Source organism: Polaribacter sp., assembly GCF_965660385.1.
GTDB lineage: Bacteria > Bacteroidota > Bacteroidia > Flavobacteriales > Flavobacteriaceae > Polaribacter.
The window spans coordinates 1-16,036 of the sequence record NZ_CBFHZT010000014.1; the positions used below are offsets into that span (position 1 = coordinate 1).

Annotated in this window: 15 protein-coding genes and 1 tRNA gene; 9 read left to right on the forward strand and 7 right to left on the reverse strand. The window is 29.9% G+C overall.

Annotated features, from left to right (window positions below):
* The 5 genes from ACTG3V_RS06200 to ACTG3V_RS06220 all read left to right on the forward strand — a co-directional run.
* Window positions 1-550 (forward strand): DUF5000 domain-containing lipoprotein (locus tag ACTG3V_RS06200; protein ID WP_439131277.1); only part of this gene is annotated, 550 nt, incomplete at its 5' end.
* A gap of 1 nt (window position 551) precedes the next feature.
* Window positions 552-3,245 (forward strand): carbohydrate-binding protein, encoded by a 2,694-nt coding sequence (locus ACTG3V_RS06205; RefSeq protein ID WP_439131278.1) that lies wholly within the window; start codon window positions 552-554, stop codon window positions 3,243-3,245.
* Between the two features lie 142 nt (window positions 3,246-3,387).
* A complete protein-coding gene (locus ACTG3V_RS06210; protein ID WP_439131279.1) occupies window positions 3,388-4,272 on the forward strand; it encodes a glycoside hydrolase family 16 protein in 885 nt (294 codons plus the stop codon).
* Window positions 4,272-5,750: a glycoside hydrolase family 30 protein gene (locus ACTG3V_RS06215; RefSeq protein WP_439131280.1), complete on the forward strand. Its 1,479-nt coding sequence runs from the start codon at window positions 4,272-4,274 to the stop codon at window positions 5,748-5,750. The genes ACTG3V_RS06210 and ACTG3V_RS06215 overlap by 1 nt, the downstream gene beginning before the upstream one ends.
* 12 nt (window positions 5,751-5,762) lie before the next feature.
* Window positions 5,763-7,301, forward strand: a complete 1,539-nt coding sequence (locus ACTG3V_RS06220; RefSeq protein ID WP_439131281.1) for a sugar porter family MFS transporter — start codon at window positions 5,763-5,765, stop codon at window positions 7,299-7,301.
* 315 nt (window positions 7,302-7,616) lie between these two features.
* Here the strand turns inward: ACTG3V_RS06220 and ACTG3V_RS06225 are convergent, their stop codons facing one another.
* Window positions 7,617-7,949, reverse strand: a complete 333-nt coding sequence (locus tag ACTG3V_RS06225; protein ID WP_439131282.1) for a hypothetical protein — start codon at window positions 7,947-7,949, stop codon at window positions 7,617-7,619.
* Window positions 7,950-8,000: 51 nt separating this feature from the next.
* Window positions 8,001-8,074: transfer RNA gene (locus ACTG3V_RS06230), tRNA-Met, on the reverse strand.
* Between the two features lie 110 nt (window positions 8,075-8,184).
* On the opposite strand from ACTG3V_RS06230, the gene ACTG3V_RS06235 reads away from it, so the two are divergent.
* Together ACTG3V_RS06235 and ACTG3V_RS06240 are read left to right on the forward strand one after the other, a co-directional pair.
* The gene (locus ACTG3V_RS06235; protein WP_439131283.1) at window positions 8,185-8,568 is read left to right on the forward strand and encodes an START-like domain-containing protein; all 384 of its coding nucleotides are present in this window, start codon (window positions 8,185-8,187) and stop codon (window positions 8,566-8,568) included.
* Window positions 8,569-8,669: 101 nt separating this feature from the next.
* Complete coding sequence (locus tag ACTG3V_RS06240) at window positions 8,670-9,503, forward strand: aminotransferase class IV (RefSeq protein WP_439131284.1); 834 nt, start codon at window positions 8,670-8,672, stop codon at window positions 9,501-9,503.
* Here ACTG3V_RS06240 and ACTG3V_RS06245 read toward each other — a convergent pair.
* The 5 genes from ACTG3V_RS06245 to ACTG3V_RS06265 all read right to left on the reverse strand — a co-directional run bounded on the left by ACTG3V_RS06245 (window position 9,500) and on the right by ACTG3V_RS06265 (window position 13,986).
* A complete protein-coding gene (locus tag ACTG3V_RS06245) occupies window positions 9,500-10,057 on the reverse strand; it encodes a YqgE/AlgH family protein (RefSeq protein WP_439131285.1) in 558 nt (185 codons plus the stop codon). The genes ACTG3V_RS06240 and ACTG3V_RS06245 overlap by 4 nt on opposite strands.
* 79 nt (window positions 10,058-10,136) lie before the next feature.
* Window positions 10,137-10,409 carry an HU family DNA-binding protein gene (locus tag ACTG3V_RS06250; protein ID WP_397446903.1) on the reverse strand — a complete coding sequence of 91 codons (273 nt, stop codon included), beginning with the start codon at window positions 10,407-10,409 and terminating at the stop codon, window positions 10,137-10,139.
* A 188-nt stretch (window positions 10,410-10,597) separates the two neighbouring features.
* The gene (gene fmt, locus ACTG3V_RS06255) at window positions 10,598-11,542 is read right to left on the reverse strand and encodes a methionyl-tRNA formyltransferase (protein ID WP_439131286.1); all 945 of its coding nucleotides are present in this window, start codon (window positions 11,540-11,542) and stop codon (window positions 10,598-10,600) included.
* Between the two features lie 3 nt (window positions 11,543-11,545).
* Window positions 11,546-13,438: a RecQ family ATP-dependent DNA helicase gene (locus ACTG3V_RS06260; protein ID WP_439131287.1), complete on the reverse strand. Its 1,893-nt coding sequence runs from the start codon at window positions 13,436-13,438 to the stop codon at window positions 11,546-11,548.
* Complete coding sequence (locus ACTG3V_RS06265) at window positions 13,435-13,986, reverse strand: AAA family ATPase (protein WP_439131288.1); 552 nt, start codon at window positions 13,984-13,986, stop codon at window positions 13,435-13,437. Before ACTG3V_RS06265 ends, ACTG3V_RS06260 begins: the two co-directional genes overlap by 4 nt.
* Before the next feature lie 131 nt (window positions 13,987-14,117).
* Here ACTG3V_RS06265 and ACTG3V_RS06270 point away from each other — a divergent pair, with 131 nt between their 5' ends.
* Window positions 14,118-14,399 carry a DUF493 family protein gene (locus ACTG3V_RS06270; protein ID WP_439131289.1) on the forward strand — a complete coding sequence of 94 codons (282 nt, stop codon included), beginning with the start codon at window positions 14,118-14,120 and terminating at the stop codon, window positions 14,397-14,399.
* Window positions 14,400-14,403: 4 nt separating this feature from the next.
* Window positions 14,404-16,035, forward strand: coding sequence for a peptidylprolyl isomerase (locus ACTG3V_RS06275; protein WP_439131290.1), 1,632 nt, complete (start codon window positions 14,404-14,406; stop codon window positions 16,033-16,035).
* Window position 16,036: the final 1 nt, after the last annotated feature.

Consider the following 16,036-nt stretch of genomic DNA (forward strand, 5'->3'; position numbering starts at 1 on the left):
AAAAATTGACAAATCTTCTTGGACATTAGTTGCAAATCAATCAATAAATGGAAATGCTTATGAGGGGCTAACTATTAATTTTTGGGATGATATTATAGATACAGTAGAAACAGATGCTGATAACAGTTATTTTATTATTACCAGAGATAACAATGGAGGTAGTTTAGACTTTCCACTAGACATTGTTATCGATTTAAATAAAAATGTGAAAATTCAACGTTTTAAGGTTTGGCAAAGAGCCTTTTGGTATAATGGTGGTGGAGTTACTTATCACTATCAAGAAGAAAACCTTAAATCGTTCGATTTGTTTTCGAGTACAGATGGTCAAACCTGGCAATTGCTGGGGCAGTTCGATATTGGAGATCCAAGAGATGCTGCAGGTAATATCCCAGCATCTGCTTTACAAGACGCTATAGATGGTCATGAATTTAGCTTACCAAATACCTCAGAAGAGTTTAGATATTTAAAATTCTCGATTACTTCTAATTACGGAAGTACTCAGATTACAGTAGGATCAGAAATTACATTATTCGGTTTAGATAACTTATAAAATGAAAAAAAATATAAACTTTTTTATCGTACTTTTTATGCTTAACACATTAAGTACAAATTCACAGGGCTTAAGAGCATTAGGAAAAAAAATTGTCAATAAAAATGGCAAAGAAGTATTGTTAAAAGGCATAGGACTTGGAGGTTGGATGCTACAAGAAGGCTATATGATGAATTCTTCTGGAGCAGCAGATACGCAACATGAGTTCATTGAAAAATTAAACGATTTAATTGGTGAAGAAGAAACTAATACTTTTTACACAAATTGGCGAAAAAACTTTATACAAAAGCGTGACATAGACTCCATTGCAAAATGGGGCTATAATAGTGTGCGTTTGGCCATGCACTATAACTTATTTACAAAACCTATTGAGGATGAGCCAGTAGCTGGAGAAAACACATGGTTAACTACAGGTTTTGAAATGGTAGATGAATTATTAAGTTGGTGCGAAGAAAATCAAATTTACCTAATTTTAGATTTACATGCAGCACCTGGTGGTCAAGGACAAGATGCTGCAATTTCTGATTATGATTCAGATAAACCATCTCTTTGGGAAAGTGATCTTAACAAAAGTAAAACAGTTGCTTTGTGGGGTAAATTAGCAGAAAGATACAAAGACAAAGAATGGATTGGTGGTTATGACCTCATCAATGAAATTAATTGGCCTATAGATGGCAGTGTAATTCGCGATTTGTACGTAAGAATTACCAATGCCATAAGAGCACACGATGCAAATCATATTATTTATATTGAAGGCAATTGGTTTGCGAATGATTTTTCAGGTTTAACACCACCTTGGGATTCTAATTTAGTTTATAGTTTTCATAAATATTGGACTTATAATGATACAGCCTCTATACAATGGGTTTTAGATTTAAGAAATCAACACAATGTGCCTCTATGGATGGGAGAATCTGGTGAAAATTCGAATGTGTGGTATACAGAAGCTGTTAAACTATTCGAAACTAATAATATTGGCTGGTCTTGGTGGCCTTGGAAAAGAATTGAAACAACAGTAAGTCCCTTTTCCGTAAAATCTAACCAAAACTATGAAGCCATTATTAACTACTGGAAGGGAGAGGGACCTAGACCAAGCTCTAGTGATGCTATTTCAGGTTTATCTCAATTAACAACAGATTTGTTAGTAGAAAACAACGATTATTTTAAAGATGTAGTAGATGCAGTACTAAGACAACCAAGTAGTGATACTCATATACCATATGCAGAAAATAATATTCCTGGAGTACTTTATCTTTCTAACTACGATTTAGGAACGAATCAAGTTGCGTATTCAGATACTGATTACGCCAATTACTCATTATCTACCAATAGCTTTCAGGCTTGGAACGCAGGTTGGGCTTTACGTAATGATGGTGTAGACATTCAAACCAACTCAGACAATACCAATAGTAATGGTTATCATATTGGGTACACAGAAGTAGGTGAGTGGTTAAAGTATACTTTAAATGTAGCAGAAACCGGCTTTTATAATTTTAACTTTAGATATGCTACTGAACAATCTGGTGCCAAAGTTAATTTTTTAATGAATGATGTAGACATCACTGGTAATGTTTCTATAGGCAACACAGGAAGCTGGTCTAACTTTGTAAATCAGTTTATAGAAAATGTATATTTAGAACAAGGCACTCACGTTTTTACTGTAAAGGTAAAGGCAGGTTCTTTTAATATGAGTAGTATTGCTTTTGAGAAATCTAACAATAATATTACAGATTTTAAAGTGTTAAGTGCTAAAACTATAGATGATGAGAAATCAATTAAGATAGTTTTAAATCAACCTGCAACAGATGTAAATTTAACCATAGAAGACTTTAAAGTAAAAGTAAATGATATTGAAGTAGGTATTAAAGCAGTGAAATTAGATCCTGCTTCACTTCGTTTTGTAGTGCTAGAGTTAGATGATTATTTGTATTATCAAGACGCTTTAAAGGTAAGTTATACAGGAGATGATTTACAGTCTGAAAATAACATCAAATTACCCATTTTTAACAATTATACTATTGAAAATACTTTAGTACAAAGAGCTTTTATACCTAATAAAATTCAAGCAGAAGATTTTCATATACAAATTGGTTTAGAAACAGAAAACACCTCAGACAATGGTGCAGGTCAAAACATAGGTTTTACTGACCCAGGTGATTATGCCACGTATAAAGTGTTTGTTTCTAAAGATGGCAATTATACCTTAGACTTAAGAACAGCCGCGGAAAATACAGAAGGTGAAATTGCTTTCGAGTTAAGTACCGAAAAAAGTTTAGAAACTTTAGTTAATGTTAATTTACCAATTACAGGTGGATGGCAATCTTGGCAAACAACATCAACAGACGTTGCTTTAAGGAAAGGTATTTATACTTTAAAAATGAAGGTAGTTAAATCAGGTTTTAACTTGAATTGGTTTGAGTTCAAGTTTGCAAGTAATCTGTCTGTACCCCAAATCTATAAAGAAAAGCTAACCATTTACCCTAACCCATTAGCCGATTATTTTCAACTAAAAACATCGGATCAAATATTGGTTTTAAATATCAAATTAATAGATGTTTCTGGTAGAATAATTAAAAGTCTAAATCCTGTTTTAGATAAAACCGTATATAATTTATCTGAAATTAAAGCAGGTATTTATTTTTTGGTTTTAGAAACAAATAAAGGCATTTTAAAAAAGAAACTCATTAAAAAATAAAATTAATAGTTTTAAATAATCGCATTCAAAATCTTTAAAAATAAACAAAAACTAACCTCATAGTCTTGTTTGGTTGTGTTATGGAAAAAATGTTTTTTATAATAGTAACTACCAACAGTTTTTTGTTTAAAAATTATAAATTATGAAAAAAACACCTTTAATAAAAAGTCAGAGAATCAAATACATATCAACCCTATTTTTTTTGCTAGTTTTAACCTTTTTAATGGCTTTTAGAAATACAAAAGATTCAAATAAGTCTTCTAATTTACAAATTTGGCAAGTTGATTTTTTTGATGATTTTAATACATTTAACTCTAACAACTGGCAAGATCAAATGATATGGGTAAACAATGAAACTCATTGTTATGTGCCAGATAACAAATACAATACTAGAGAAGTAAGCGAGGGTACTTTAAAGTTAAGAGTGGTAAATGTTGGTGAAGAATTACCTTGTAATAACTTTGATAAACACGGAAAACAACATCCAGCTACACAATATGTAGCAGGTAGAATTGCATCAAAGAATAAACAAGAATTTGTTAAAGGCAAATGGACTGCAAGGTTAAAATTATCTAGCAATGGCGAAAAAAGCATGTTTCCTGCATGGTGGTTATTAGGGGCTCAAAATAATGAACCTCCAGTACAAGAGGCAGATGAAACCATTTGTTGGCCACTTACAGGATCTGGAGAAATTGATATTTTTGAACATCATGGAGATCATCAAAAAAATCACTTTACAACAGGTGCCATAAAAAGTCTAGGGAATTGCGATAAAGGTGATTGGTGGAGTTTAAGAAAAGGCTTTGATGTTACTTTAAACGAATATCATGAATATTCTGTAGAATGGGAAGGTGAAGATCTTGTCTTTAGAGTAGACGCTAAAGAAATTTATAGAAATGTTGGACAAGGAGCTTTATATCCTGAAAAAATGTTTGCCATTTTAAACTTTGCAAAAATAACAGACGCACCTATGAATGGTGAATGGGTAATGGAAGTAGACTGGGTTAAACACGAATTTAAATTATAATGAAAAAAATAAAATTAAAACTAGCAATTCGCATAGTACTTTTATGTGTTTTTTTTGCCTGTAATACTACTGATGAAATCGCTGTTTCTAAGAATGTTGTTAGTAGGGAAGTGGCATTAAAAGCAAATTTACAAATATTTACTACAGCAAAAAACACCAATTTAAGACTTACTAAAACCATTGAAAAACAGTTTACTAAAAAAATCCAAACTTTAGAAACAGATGTTGCTGTTTTTGTAAACCCAAATAAAACCTTTCAAGAATTTTTAGGAATTGGAGGTGCTATTACAGATGCATCATCAGAAGTATTTTCTACGTTAAACGACGAAAAACAAGAAGAATTGCTAAAGGCATATTTTAGTAAAGAAGGTATATGTTACAATATTGTAAGAACTAGTATACACAGTAGCGATTTTGGTTTAGGGAGTCATACCTATATTGAAGAAGGTGATGCAGAACTAAAAACGTTTTCTATTGCAAAAGATAAAGAGAAAAGAATTCCATTAATTAAAAAAGCTATGGAGTATATAGGAGACGATTTGGTTTTCTATGCAAGCCCTTGGAGTCCTCCTGCATTTATGAAAACCAATAATAATATGTTGCAGGGAGGTAAATTATTGCCAGAGTTTAGACAAACTTGGGCAGACTATTATGTGAAATTTATCAATGCATACCAAAAAGAAGGAATTCCTGTTTGGGGTTTAACTTTACAAAATGAACCGATGGCAGTTCAACGTTGGGAGTCTTGTATTTATACAGCCGAAGAAGAAAGAGATTTTTTGAAAAACTATTTAGGACCAACCTTAGAAAAAGAAGGTTTGGGTGATAAAAATATAATAGTTTGGGATCATAACAGAGATTTAATTTCAGAACGCGCCAATACCATTTTTGAAGATAAAGAAGCAGCCAAATATGCTTGGGGAATTGGTTTTCATTGGTATGAAACTTGGACTGGTGGTTTACCAAAATATGATAATTTAAAAAACATTAATGCTTCTTTTCCAACAAAAAATATATTATTTACAGAGGGTTGCCAAGAGGGTTTTGATGTTGATAGATTAGACTATTGGCCTAATGCAGAGCGATATGGAAATTCTATGATTAATGATTTTAATAGTGGTGTAGTCGGTTGGACAGATTGGAATATTCTACTTGATGAAAATGGAGGTCCAAACCATGTACAAAACTTTTGTTTCGCTCCTATACATGCCAATACTGTTACAAACGAATTAATTTATACACCTACTTATTATTATATAGGTCATTTTTCTAAATTTGTGCAACCAGGGGCTAAACGTGTTAGTACAACAACAAGTAGATCAACCTTAGATAGTACTACTTTTTTAAATAATAATGGAAAACTTATTACTGTTGTTATGAATAAAACTGATAAAAAAATAAGTTATAAATTAGCAATTCACAAAGTAGAAACTACCATAGAAATTTTACCACACGCCATCCAAACATTAATCTATTAATTACATATTTAAATGTCAAAAAAATTAACTTTTATTGCCTTTGTAGTATCATTAGGTGGCTTTTTATTTGGATTTGATGCAGGTATTATTTCTGGTGTTATGAATTTTGCAAGTCCAGAATTTAATTTAGACGATATTCAATCGGGTTGGGTGGTAAGTTCTCCTTCTTTTGCAGCAATGATTGCTATGCTTTTTTCAGGTAGACTCAGTGATAAAATTGGACGGAAAAAGATTCTTATTATAGTTGCTTTACTCTACGCTATTTCTGCTATTTTCTCAGCATTAGCAAATTCTTATGAAATGCTTTATATTGCCAGAATGATTGGTGGCTTAGCCTTTGGTGCAGCCTTAGTTTTAGCACCTATGTATATTGCAGAAATAGCTACATCAGAGAATAGAGGCAAACTGGTTTCTATGCAACAATTAAACATTGTACTTGGCTTTTTTGCAGCTTTTTTAAGTAATTATTTATTTAATAAATATAACTCATCTGAGAATTTTTTCTTAACCGATCAAACTGTTTGGAGGTGGATGCTAGGTGTTGAGTTATTGCCAGCTTTATTGTATTTCTTTTGTATGTTTCTTGTGCCTAAAAGTCCACGTTGGTTATATCTTAATAATCAATACGAAAAAGCAAAAAATGTTTTAAAACAGATACATGGTAATGATATCGCTCAAAATGAAATAAAATCAATAGAAAAAAGTTTGGCAAGTAAGCAAGATAAAACCAAAGTTTCCTTTATTCAGTTATTTAAACCCTCCTTAATCTTTATTTTTAGTGTTGGTTTAATTGTTGGCATCTTGCAACAAATTACAGGTATTAATGCAGTGTATTTTTATGCAACATCTATTTTTAAACAAACAGGAATAGGTACAGATGCAGCATTTTCATCTGGTATTTTATTAAGTACAGTTACTGTTGTTTTTACAATTGTATCAATGTATTTGATAGATAAAATGGGAAGGAGACCTCTACTATTATTTGGTACAGCAGGAATAGCAATAAGTTTGTTGTTTTGCGCTTATGGTTTTAATCAAGCAAAATATAAAATAACACCATTAGGAATTGCAAAATTAGATTTTAAAGAAGCACATTTATTAACACCATTAGTAGACAAATTATATACCACTGATATCGACTTTAAAAACGAGCTTAAGTCTATACTAGGTAATAAAGTTTATAAAAAAAATGATGGGGCTATTTTAGAAATAGCGACCCAAATTAACACTACTATTGTTTTAGTTGGTATTTTAGGTTTTATTGCGTGCTTTGCCTTTTCTCTTGGTCCAGTAATGTGGGTATTGCTTTCTGAACTCTATCCTTTAAAATACAGAGGTTTGGCAATTGGTGTAATTGCTTTTGTAAATTCATTAATTAGTTCTGTAGTACAATTAATTTTTCCTTGGCAACTATCTAATTTTGGTAATGCCTTAACTTTCTTTATTTTTGGATCGATTGCTTTAATTGGCTTTTTTATTATGATTAAAATATTACCTGAAACTAAAGGGAAATCTTTAGAAGAATTAGAAACCGAATTAATAAAAAATTAGCTTATAATTTTTTATGGAGTTATATTAGGTTTTTAATAAATTTAGAATTAGAAGTTTAACAGTTAAGATTGTTTTAATTACAAACAAACGTTATCAGTTTTATAATTATATTCTAGAGTATATTGAAATTTATAACTAGAGTTTTGTATTTAGAGCATCGAGTAATTTTGAAATGTTTAATCTCAAATAATTTCACTTATGTTTACTTCCATACTCTCTACCTAAACAAATTAGAATAATCTTCAGGCAACTCAGCATCAATTTCTCTCAATTACTTTTCTAAGGAAGTCATGGAACTATGCCCTTTAATGAGCATTAAATTACTTTTCTATTCTCTGCAAAAGGATTGAAGCCTTGTTTTAACAAATGCAATAATTTTTTCTTATAATAAGATAGTATGCTTATTCTGTCTTCTTTAGTATGAAACTGATTTACTTTTCCATATAGATTTGTCATCCGTTCAAGTTTCCCTGTTTTAGGATTTCGATAAGAATAATAAACATACCAGCGTTTGGATAAGTCTCCATTGGCGATATAGATTTTGGGTGTAGAGAATTGGGGTAAAATTATCGAATCGTGTTCCAAAACGTGTTCCAAATCGTGTTCATTTGCAGTATTTAGGGTAATGTATTCGTAAATTGAAGGCATAAAACAACAGTTTAGAGGTCTAAACTGTTGTTTTGTAGTGATTTAAAATTGTAGCGAGGAGCAGATTTGAACTGCCGACCTCAGGGTTATGAATCCTGCGCTCTAACCAACTGAGCTACCTCGCCATTAGGTTTTGAGGGTGCAAATATAATTTAATTTTACAATCTGGCAAGTAGTGTTTTTAATTTTTTTTAAATAGAATTAATACCTATATTGTCGAACAAAGTTACATCAAATGGATAAAGTACAATACGAGCTAGAAATACCAATTCACGCTTCCCCAAATATGTTATATCAATACATATCTTCTCCATCTAATTTGCAAGAATGGTTCGCAGATAAAGTAAATTCAAGAGGTAAAATTTTTACTTTTGAATGGGAAGGTACAGAAGAGCAAGCCAAACTAATAGCTAAAAAAGCAGATGAAAGAATTCGGTTTAAATGGTTGGAAAGTGAAGATGATGACAGTTATTTTGAAATAAGAATCCAAGTTGATGCTTTAACAAAAGATGTTTCTTTAATAGTTACTGATTTTGCTGAGGATGAAGATGAGGTAGAAGAATCTAAACAATTATGGGAAAATCAAATTGATGAACTTAAACACACCATAGGCGCATAAATAAAATATTTATTATAGTAAAACTCAGCTTTTGGTTGGGTTTTTTTATGCTCAAAATCTAACAAAAAGCTGTAGTTTTGCAATCACAAAAAAATAAACAAATGGTTAATTTTAATGGGGAGTTGTTATTTAAAGAAAATGCAAAATTTACAACAGAAAATAGAGGGTTTAAATACGGTGATGGAATTTTTGAAACCATAAAAGTAAATAATAACAAAATTATTTTTTGGGAAGATCATTATTTTAGATTAATGGCTTCAATGCGTATGTTGCGCATGAAAATTCCTATGAATTTTACACTAGAATATTTAGAAAAAGAAATATTAAAAACAATAGCTGTTCAAGATGATGCAAATTCGTTTAGAGTTCGATTAAATGTATATAGAAAAGATGGTGGTTTATACACTCCAATAACCAATAAAATTGATTATTTAATTGAGGTTAAAGAACATAATTATACAACAAAAAAAACGTACAAAGTTGATGTTTTTAAAGATTTTTACAACTACTCAGGATTATTATCTACTATAAAAACAAACAACAGGATGTTAAATACTTTAGCGAGTATTTATGCGAAAGAAAATGATTTAGATAATTGTGTATTAATTAACGAAAAAAAAGGAGTAGTAGAAGTAGCAAATGCTAATATTTTTATTGTTAAAGGTGACGTGGTAAAAACACCGGCAGTAACAGAAGGTTGTATAAAAGGTGTGGCAAGAAAAAAAATAATAGAGATTATTACCAAAAATCCAGATTATATGATTGAAGAAACTAATATTTCTCCATTTGAAATTCAAAAATCAGATGAAGTATTTATTACCAATGCCATTATAGGTGTACAACCTGTAACTCATTATAAAAAGAAAAAGTTTTCAACCACATTTGCAACGAAATTAATGCAAAGCTTAAAAGTTTTAGCAGTGACATCAGTTTAGTTTAATTGAATATCGTTTGGAGCATTTGCCCAAATTTTATAACCACCACCTTTTTGCAGTATTTTATTTCGCCAAAGTGTATCACTTTTATTAGAAAAAATATCATCAATATCGTTTTCAGAAATAAACCAAGAATTTGTATTAACTTCATCTATTAATTGATGGCTTCCCCAGCCAGAGTACCCCAAGAAAAAGCGAATATCTGTTTTAGATAAAGTACCTGCATTTAGTAAATCTTTTAAAGAATCAAAGTTGCCACCCCAATATATAGTATCATCAATAGCAATACTTTCAGGTATTAGGTCAGGTATTTTATGAACAAAATATAAATTATCTTGCTCTACAGGGCCTCCTTGATAAATTGTAAAATCCGACTTTATTTCTGGAATCAAATCTTGCAATGTATATTCAAGAGGTCTGTTTAAAATAAATCCTACAGAACTATTTTCTGAATGTTCTGTAATTAATACAATAGCTCTATTAAAAGAGTTATCATTTAGTATAGAAGGCTCAGCAATTAATAACCTACCTTTAAGTGGTTTTAAATAGTGCATAAGTAAATATATACAAAATATAGGAATAAAAAAAACTCTCTTAAAAAAGAGAGTTTTATAAGAAATTATACTGTAATTATTAATTCACAGCGTCACTTAATCCAGCACCAGCTTTGAATTTAGGTACGTTTTTAGCGGCGATTTCAATAGTAGCTCCAGTTTGTGGGTTTCTTCCTGATCTTGCAGCTCTGTGTGAAACAGAGAATGTACCAAAACCAACTAATGCAACTTTTCCACCACCTTTTAAAGCAGAAGTTACATTATCTGTAAAAGATTCTAAAGCTGCTTTAGCTGCTACTTTAGATATTCCTGCGTCTGCAGCCATTGCGTCAATTAAATCTGACTTGTTCATAATAAATAGATTTTAAAATTAATTGTATACTTTTTTTGCTAATAAGCCTAACAAATATAGGTGCTTTAAGGGTTTGCACAAATTAGCTCCTTAAAAAAGTACTGATTTGTTAATAAGTACTACTAAATTGTTAATAACGCAAGTTGGTTATTTATTAAAAAATAGTAAAACCTTAACAATAAAGGGGTTTATAGTACTTTTGCCTTGTCTGAAAATGTAAATCCATTTAAAAGACTTGTAGCATCCATTTTTTTCTTTCCCGTTAATTTAATTTCTTTTATGTTTATAAAACCGTCTTTTACAGCTACTTTTAATTCTTTTTTTGTAGTTATAATTTTACCTAATTCATATTTATGCGATTCTACTAATTTTTCTACAGCATAAATTTTAGTATAAATTTCATCTTCATCATTTTTAATAGTAGTCCAAGCTGCAGGAAATGGGTTGAGACCTCGAATCATATTATAAATATTATCCAAAGAATTTGACCAATCAATTTTAGTGTTTTCAGAATGTAATTTCGGAGCAAATTTTTCTTCTAAATTGGGTTGTTGTGTTGTTTTAACAGTTCCTTTAGAAATTAAATCTACAGTTTTAATTACCAATTCAGCACCTAAAAACATCAATTTATCATGCAAAGAGCCCACAGTTTCCGTTTCAGAAATGGTAGTATCTTCTTGTAAAATAATAGCTCCAGTATCAATTTTATCATCAATAAAAAAAGTAGTTACACCCGTTTTTGTTTCTCCGTTAATTATAGCCCAATGTATAGGAGCTGCACCTCTATATTTGGGTAGTAAAGAAGCATGTAAATTGAATGTGCCTAATTTTGGCATTTGCCAAATAGTTTTTGGTAACATTCTAAAAGCAACTACAATTTGTAAATCTGCTTCTAAGCTTTGTAGCTTTTGCTGAAAATCTTCATTTTTTAAGTTTGTAGGCTGTAAAATAGTTAAGTTTTCAGAAAGTGCGTACTTTTTTACTGCAGATTGATTTAGCTTTCTACCTCTTCCTGAGGGCTTATCAGGGGCAGTAATTACACCAACTATATTGTAATGATGATCAACTAAATGTTTTAAAATAGTAACAGCAAAATCTGGGGTACCCATAAAAACAATACGTGTGTTTTTCATAACTTAATATTTTAGTTGATATTTATTTTGATAATTTATCTGGATTTTATCTTCTGATAAAAGCATGCGCAAATGTATTAAAATGTCTTTTTCATTTGCCTTTAAATGTTGGTTTATTTCTTGAGATGTAAGCGTGCTCTTTTCTTTTAAAAGTTCAAGTATTTTAAATGAAATATTAGTGCTAATCTCTTTTTTTTCTGACAAGCAAACATCACAAATTCCACATTTTTGTGTTGTATCTTCATCAAAATAACTTAAAATTTGAATGCTTCTACAAATCGAATTGTATGAAATGTAACGCAACATATCGTCGGCTTTTTTTTGTTTCTGATGTAGAAATTGTTTAATCTCTTTTGCACATAAATTAATGGTTCTATCATCTTCTCTAGGTACTAAAAACTGTATTTGAGCATCACTATTTACGCGTTTGTAATTAAGTATTTTATCTTGATGTAATTCTTTTAAAGTACGAATTACTTGTTGTGATGTTGTATTTGTTTTTTTTGCTAATAGAAACTCATTGATTTCAATTTCTTGTTTAAATAAACCAGAATAAGTTCTTAATAGTGAGTTTATTAAATTTTTAGTATAAGTTTTATTTATTACATAAGAAAGTACTTTTTTACTACTGGTGTTAAAAAGAATTGTAGATTTTTGATTAAACGTATTTGAAATTTCTAAGATGCCATTATTTGATAAAATTTGGATAACAGCAGTAACTTTTCTAGTAGAAAAATTGTAAGCTCTGCAAAATTCTGAAATTTGAAATTGATGTAATTCTTCAGACAATTCACCAATTGCAATTCTAAAATATTGATATAATTTTCTGTGAATTTCTTTTACTTCACTAAGTTCTGGTAACGATTTTTTTAATTGCTGTTTGTATACAGAAATATCGTGTTCATTTTTTAATAAAACAGCAAAAGATTTTTTTTCGTTCCTACCAGCTCTACCAGATTCTTGGATGTAGTTTTCTAAAGAAAAAGGCAAATCGAAATGAACAACAATACCCACATTGGGTTTGTCAATTCCCATACCAAAAGCATTTGTTGCTACAATTATTGGCGTTCTTTCAGACATCCAATTTTGGTAAGCATTTTCTTTTTCGTTTAAAGTTAATCCACCATGATAAAAGCTGCTTTTAAACTGATTTGCATTTAAAAAGTTTGAAATCTCTTTGGTTTTTTTTCTAGAACTTACATAAACAATTGCTGGTGTTTTTGTTTTGGTAAAAATTTGTTTTAATCGTAATAATTTATCTTCTACAGTAAAAACTTGATAAGCTAAATTTTGCCGATAAAATGATTTTTTGAAAACTTTTGGAGATGCTAATTCTAAATTTGTAGCAATATCATCGAGCACTTTTTTGTTTGCAGTGGCAGTTAATGCAATAAAATTAATGTTAGGCAATATTTCTTTCAAAACTTTAATTTTTCTGTAAGTAGGTCTAAAATCATGACCCCATTCAGAAATGCAATGCGCCTCATCTACAGCAACAAAAGTAATCTTAAGTTCTGTGATTTTTTGTTGAATTAATTGAGTTTGTAAACGTTCTGGAGAAATGTAAAGAAATTTGTAACCACCAAATTTAATGCTATCAAAAAGTGTAACAATTTCATCTGGTTTGGCACCAGATTTAATCATTGTAGCTTTTATATTTCTTTTTTTTAGGTTTTCTACTTGATCTTTCATCAAGGCAATTAGCGGAGAAATTACAATACAAACTCCTTCTGTTGCTAAAGCAGGCACTTGAAAACAAATCGATTTTCCACCACCTGTAGGTAACAATGCAATTACATCTTGTTTGTTTAAAACGGCTTGTATAATTTCTTCTTGGGGTTTTCTAAATTTAGGAAACCCCCAATAGTGCTGAAGTATGTTATTTACATCACTCATAAATCGCAAGCAAGCGAATTGATAATAAAGTTTGCTCTTTCATTAATAGAACCAAAAGGAATCGTTGTAATTTTGTATCCCAAGCTTTTGTAGGCATCAATTAAAAAAGCATCAATACTTGTAGCCTCCTTAAAATTTTCATAGCGCTCATTATCAGTAGTGTGGATTTCTTTCCAAGGCGAAAAATGAAAAACATAATCATATTTATAACGTTTGCTTTTTTCAATAAACACATCTGGAAACTCTGTTTTAAAATAATTTAAATAGGCAAAAACATCGGGTATTCCTCTATCAAAAAAAACAACATTTTCTTTAGTTTGCTGCGCTTCTAAATATTGTTGCTCTCTACCTTCTAAAAGCATTTTGCTAAATAGTAAGGGGTCTTTTAAAAAAAGTTGATCTATACCTTTTTCGCGTGCTTTTAATATAACTTCTCTAGAAACCTCATCAAAACAGCACAAGCCTTTTTCTTTTAAAGCATTTAATACACTTGTTTTCCCTGATGATGGACCACCTATTAAAACGATTTTTTGTTGATTTTTCAGCAAATATTTTATCTTAAAATGATTAATTTTGATGTTAGTTTTTTTGCAATTTTAACAAAAATAAATCATTCGCTTTATAAAACTAATTTTTAATGTAATTTTGTGTTTCGTTATTTGTAAAATAATTTTTAATTATGAGCGATAAAAATGCTTTTTATGTTAAATTAAAAGGTCAGTTAGAAGATACTACAGATTTTCCTTCAGATTATATGTACAAATTTATTGTGCCTACTGATGGCAATCAGTTAGATGAAGTTCAGTCCGTTTTTGACAATAAAGGAGCCGTAATAAAAACAAAAAAATCTAAAACAGGTAAATATATTAGCATTACAATCGTTTTAAAATTAAAAAATGCAGACGAAGTAATTGAATATTATAAAAAAGTTGAACAAATTAAAGGAATTATATCATTATAGACTTATGAAAAAATTAGTTGTTGCAATAGTTTTATGTTTTTCGAGTATAGTGTTTTCTCAAAAAAAAGACAAAGTTCTATTAACTATAGATGGTGATAAAACTACCATTTCAGAATTTAAAAGAGTTTATGAAAAAAACTTAGATGCTATTGATAATGAGGAAGCCAAAGATGTTCAAAAAAACTTAGATTTATTTATAAACTATAAGTTGAAAGTTAAGGAGGCTTACAAAATTAAGCTTGATACTTTACCATCTTATGTTAAAGAAATGGAAGGCTATAAAAACCAATTAGCTGCACCATATTTACAAGATACTAGTTATGTGAATAAGTTGGTTAAAGATGCCTATTACAGAACTAAAAATGAAATTAAGGCAAAACATATTTTGGTGAGAACACCAAGAATAGCAACACCAAAAGATACTTTACAAGCCTACAATAAAATTACTGAAATTAGAGATAGAATTGTTAATGGTGAACCTTTTGAAAAAGTAGCTGAAGAAACATCTGAAGACCCATCTGCAAGAGATGACGAAAAAAGTGGAAGAAAAGGGAACCAAGGAAATTTAGGTTATTTTTCTGCTTTTAAAATGGTTTATCCGTTTGAAGAGGCTGCTTACAACACAAAAGTAGGCCAGGTTTCTAAACCATTTAGAACTCGTTTTGGTTATCATATTTTAAAGGTTGACTCAATAAGACCTTCTAAAGGCGAGGTTGAAGTGGCACATATTTTATTAACTAAAGAAACAAAAAACGCAAAACAATTAATTGATTCTATTTATAATAGGTTAGAAAAAGATGAGCAATTTAAGGCTTTGGCAAGAAAATATTCTAATGACACTGGTTCAAAATCTAAAGGTGGTAAACTGCGAAAATTTGGTACAGGGGTTATGGTAAAATCTTTTGAAGATGTAGCCTTTAGTTTAGAAAAAGAAGGCGAGTATTCTAAACCTTTTCAAACGCGTTTTGGTTGGCATATTGTTCAATTGATAAAAAAACATCCAGTCCCTACTTTTGAAGATTTAAAAACAGACTTAAAAAGTAGAGTTAAATCTGGAGCTAGGGCACAATTATCGGAAAAAGCAGTAGTCAATAAATTAAAAAAACAATACACGATTTCTGAGAATAAAAATGCAAAAGAAATTTTTGACAATAAAAAAATAAGAGATATTGCTAAAGATTCTTTGCAAGCGGTAATTTTATCGATTAATGAAAAAGAAATTACACAAGAGGCATTTGTAGATTTCATAAAAAACAGAAAAAATAAATCTGTTTATGATTTGTTTGAAGATTTTAAAGACCAAGAAATTTTAGCCTATTACAAAGAAAATTTAGAGAAAACAGAACCAGAATATGCTTACACCTTACAAGAATACAAAGATGGTTTATTGTTGTTTGAATTGATGCAGCAGAAAATTTGGGAAAAATCATCAAAAGATACACTTGGGTTAAAAAAGTATTACAATTCCAATATCAGTGCATATAACAACAAAGAATTTAAAAAAGTAAAAGGTCAGGTAATGAATGATTACCAGAACCATTTAGAGAAAAATTGGATTGCAGATTTAAGAAACAAAAGTGCTATCGAAGTAAATAAAAAACAGCTTAAAAAGTTAATTAAACATTACAATAAATAAT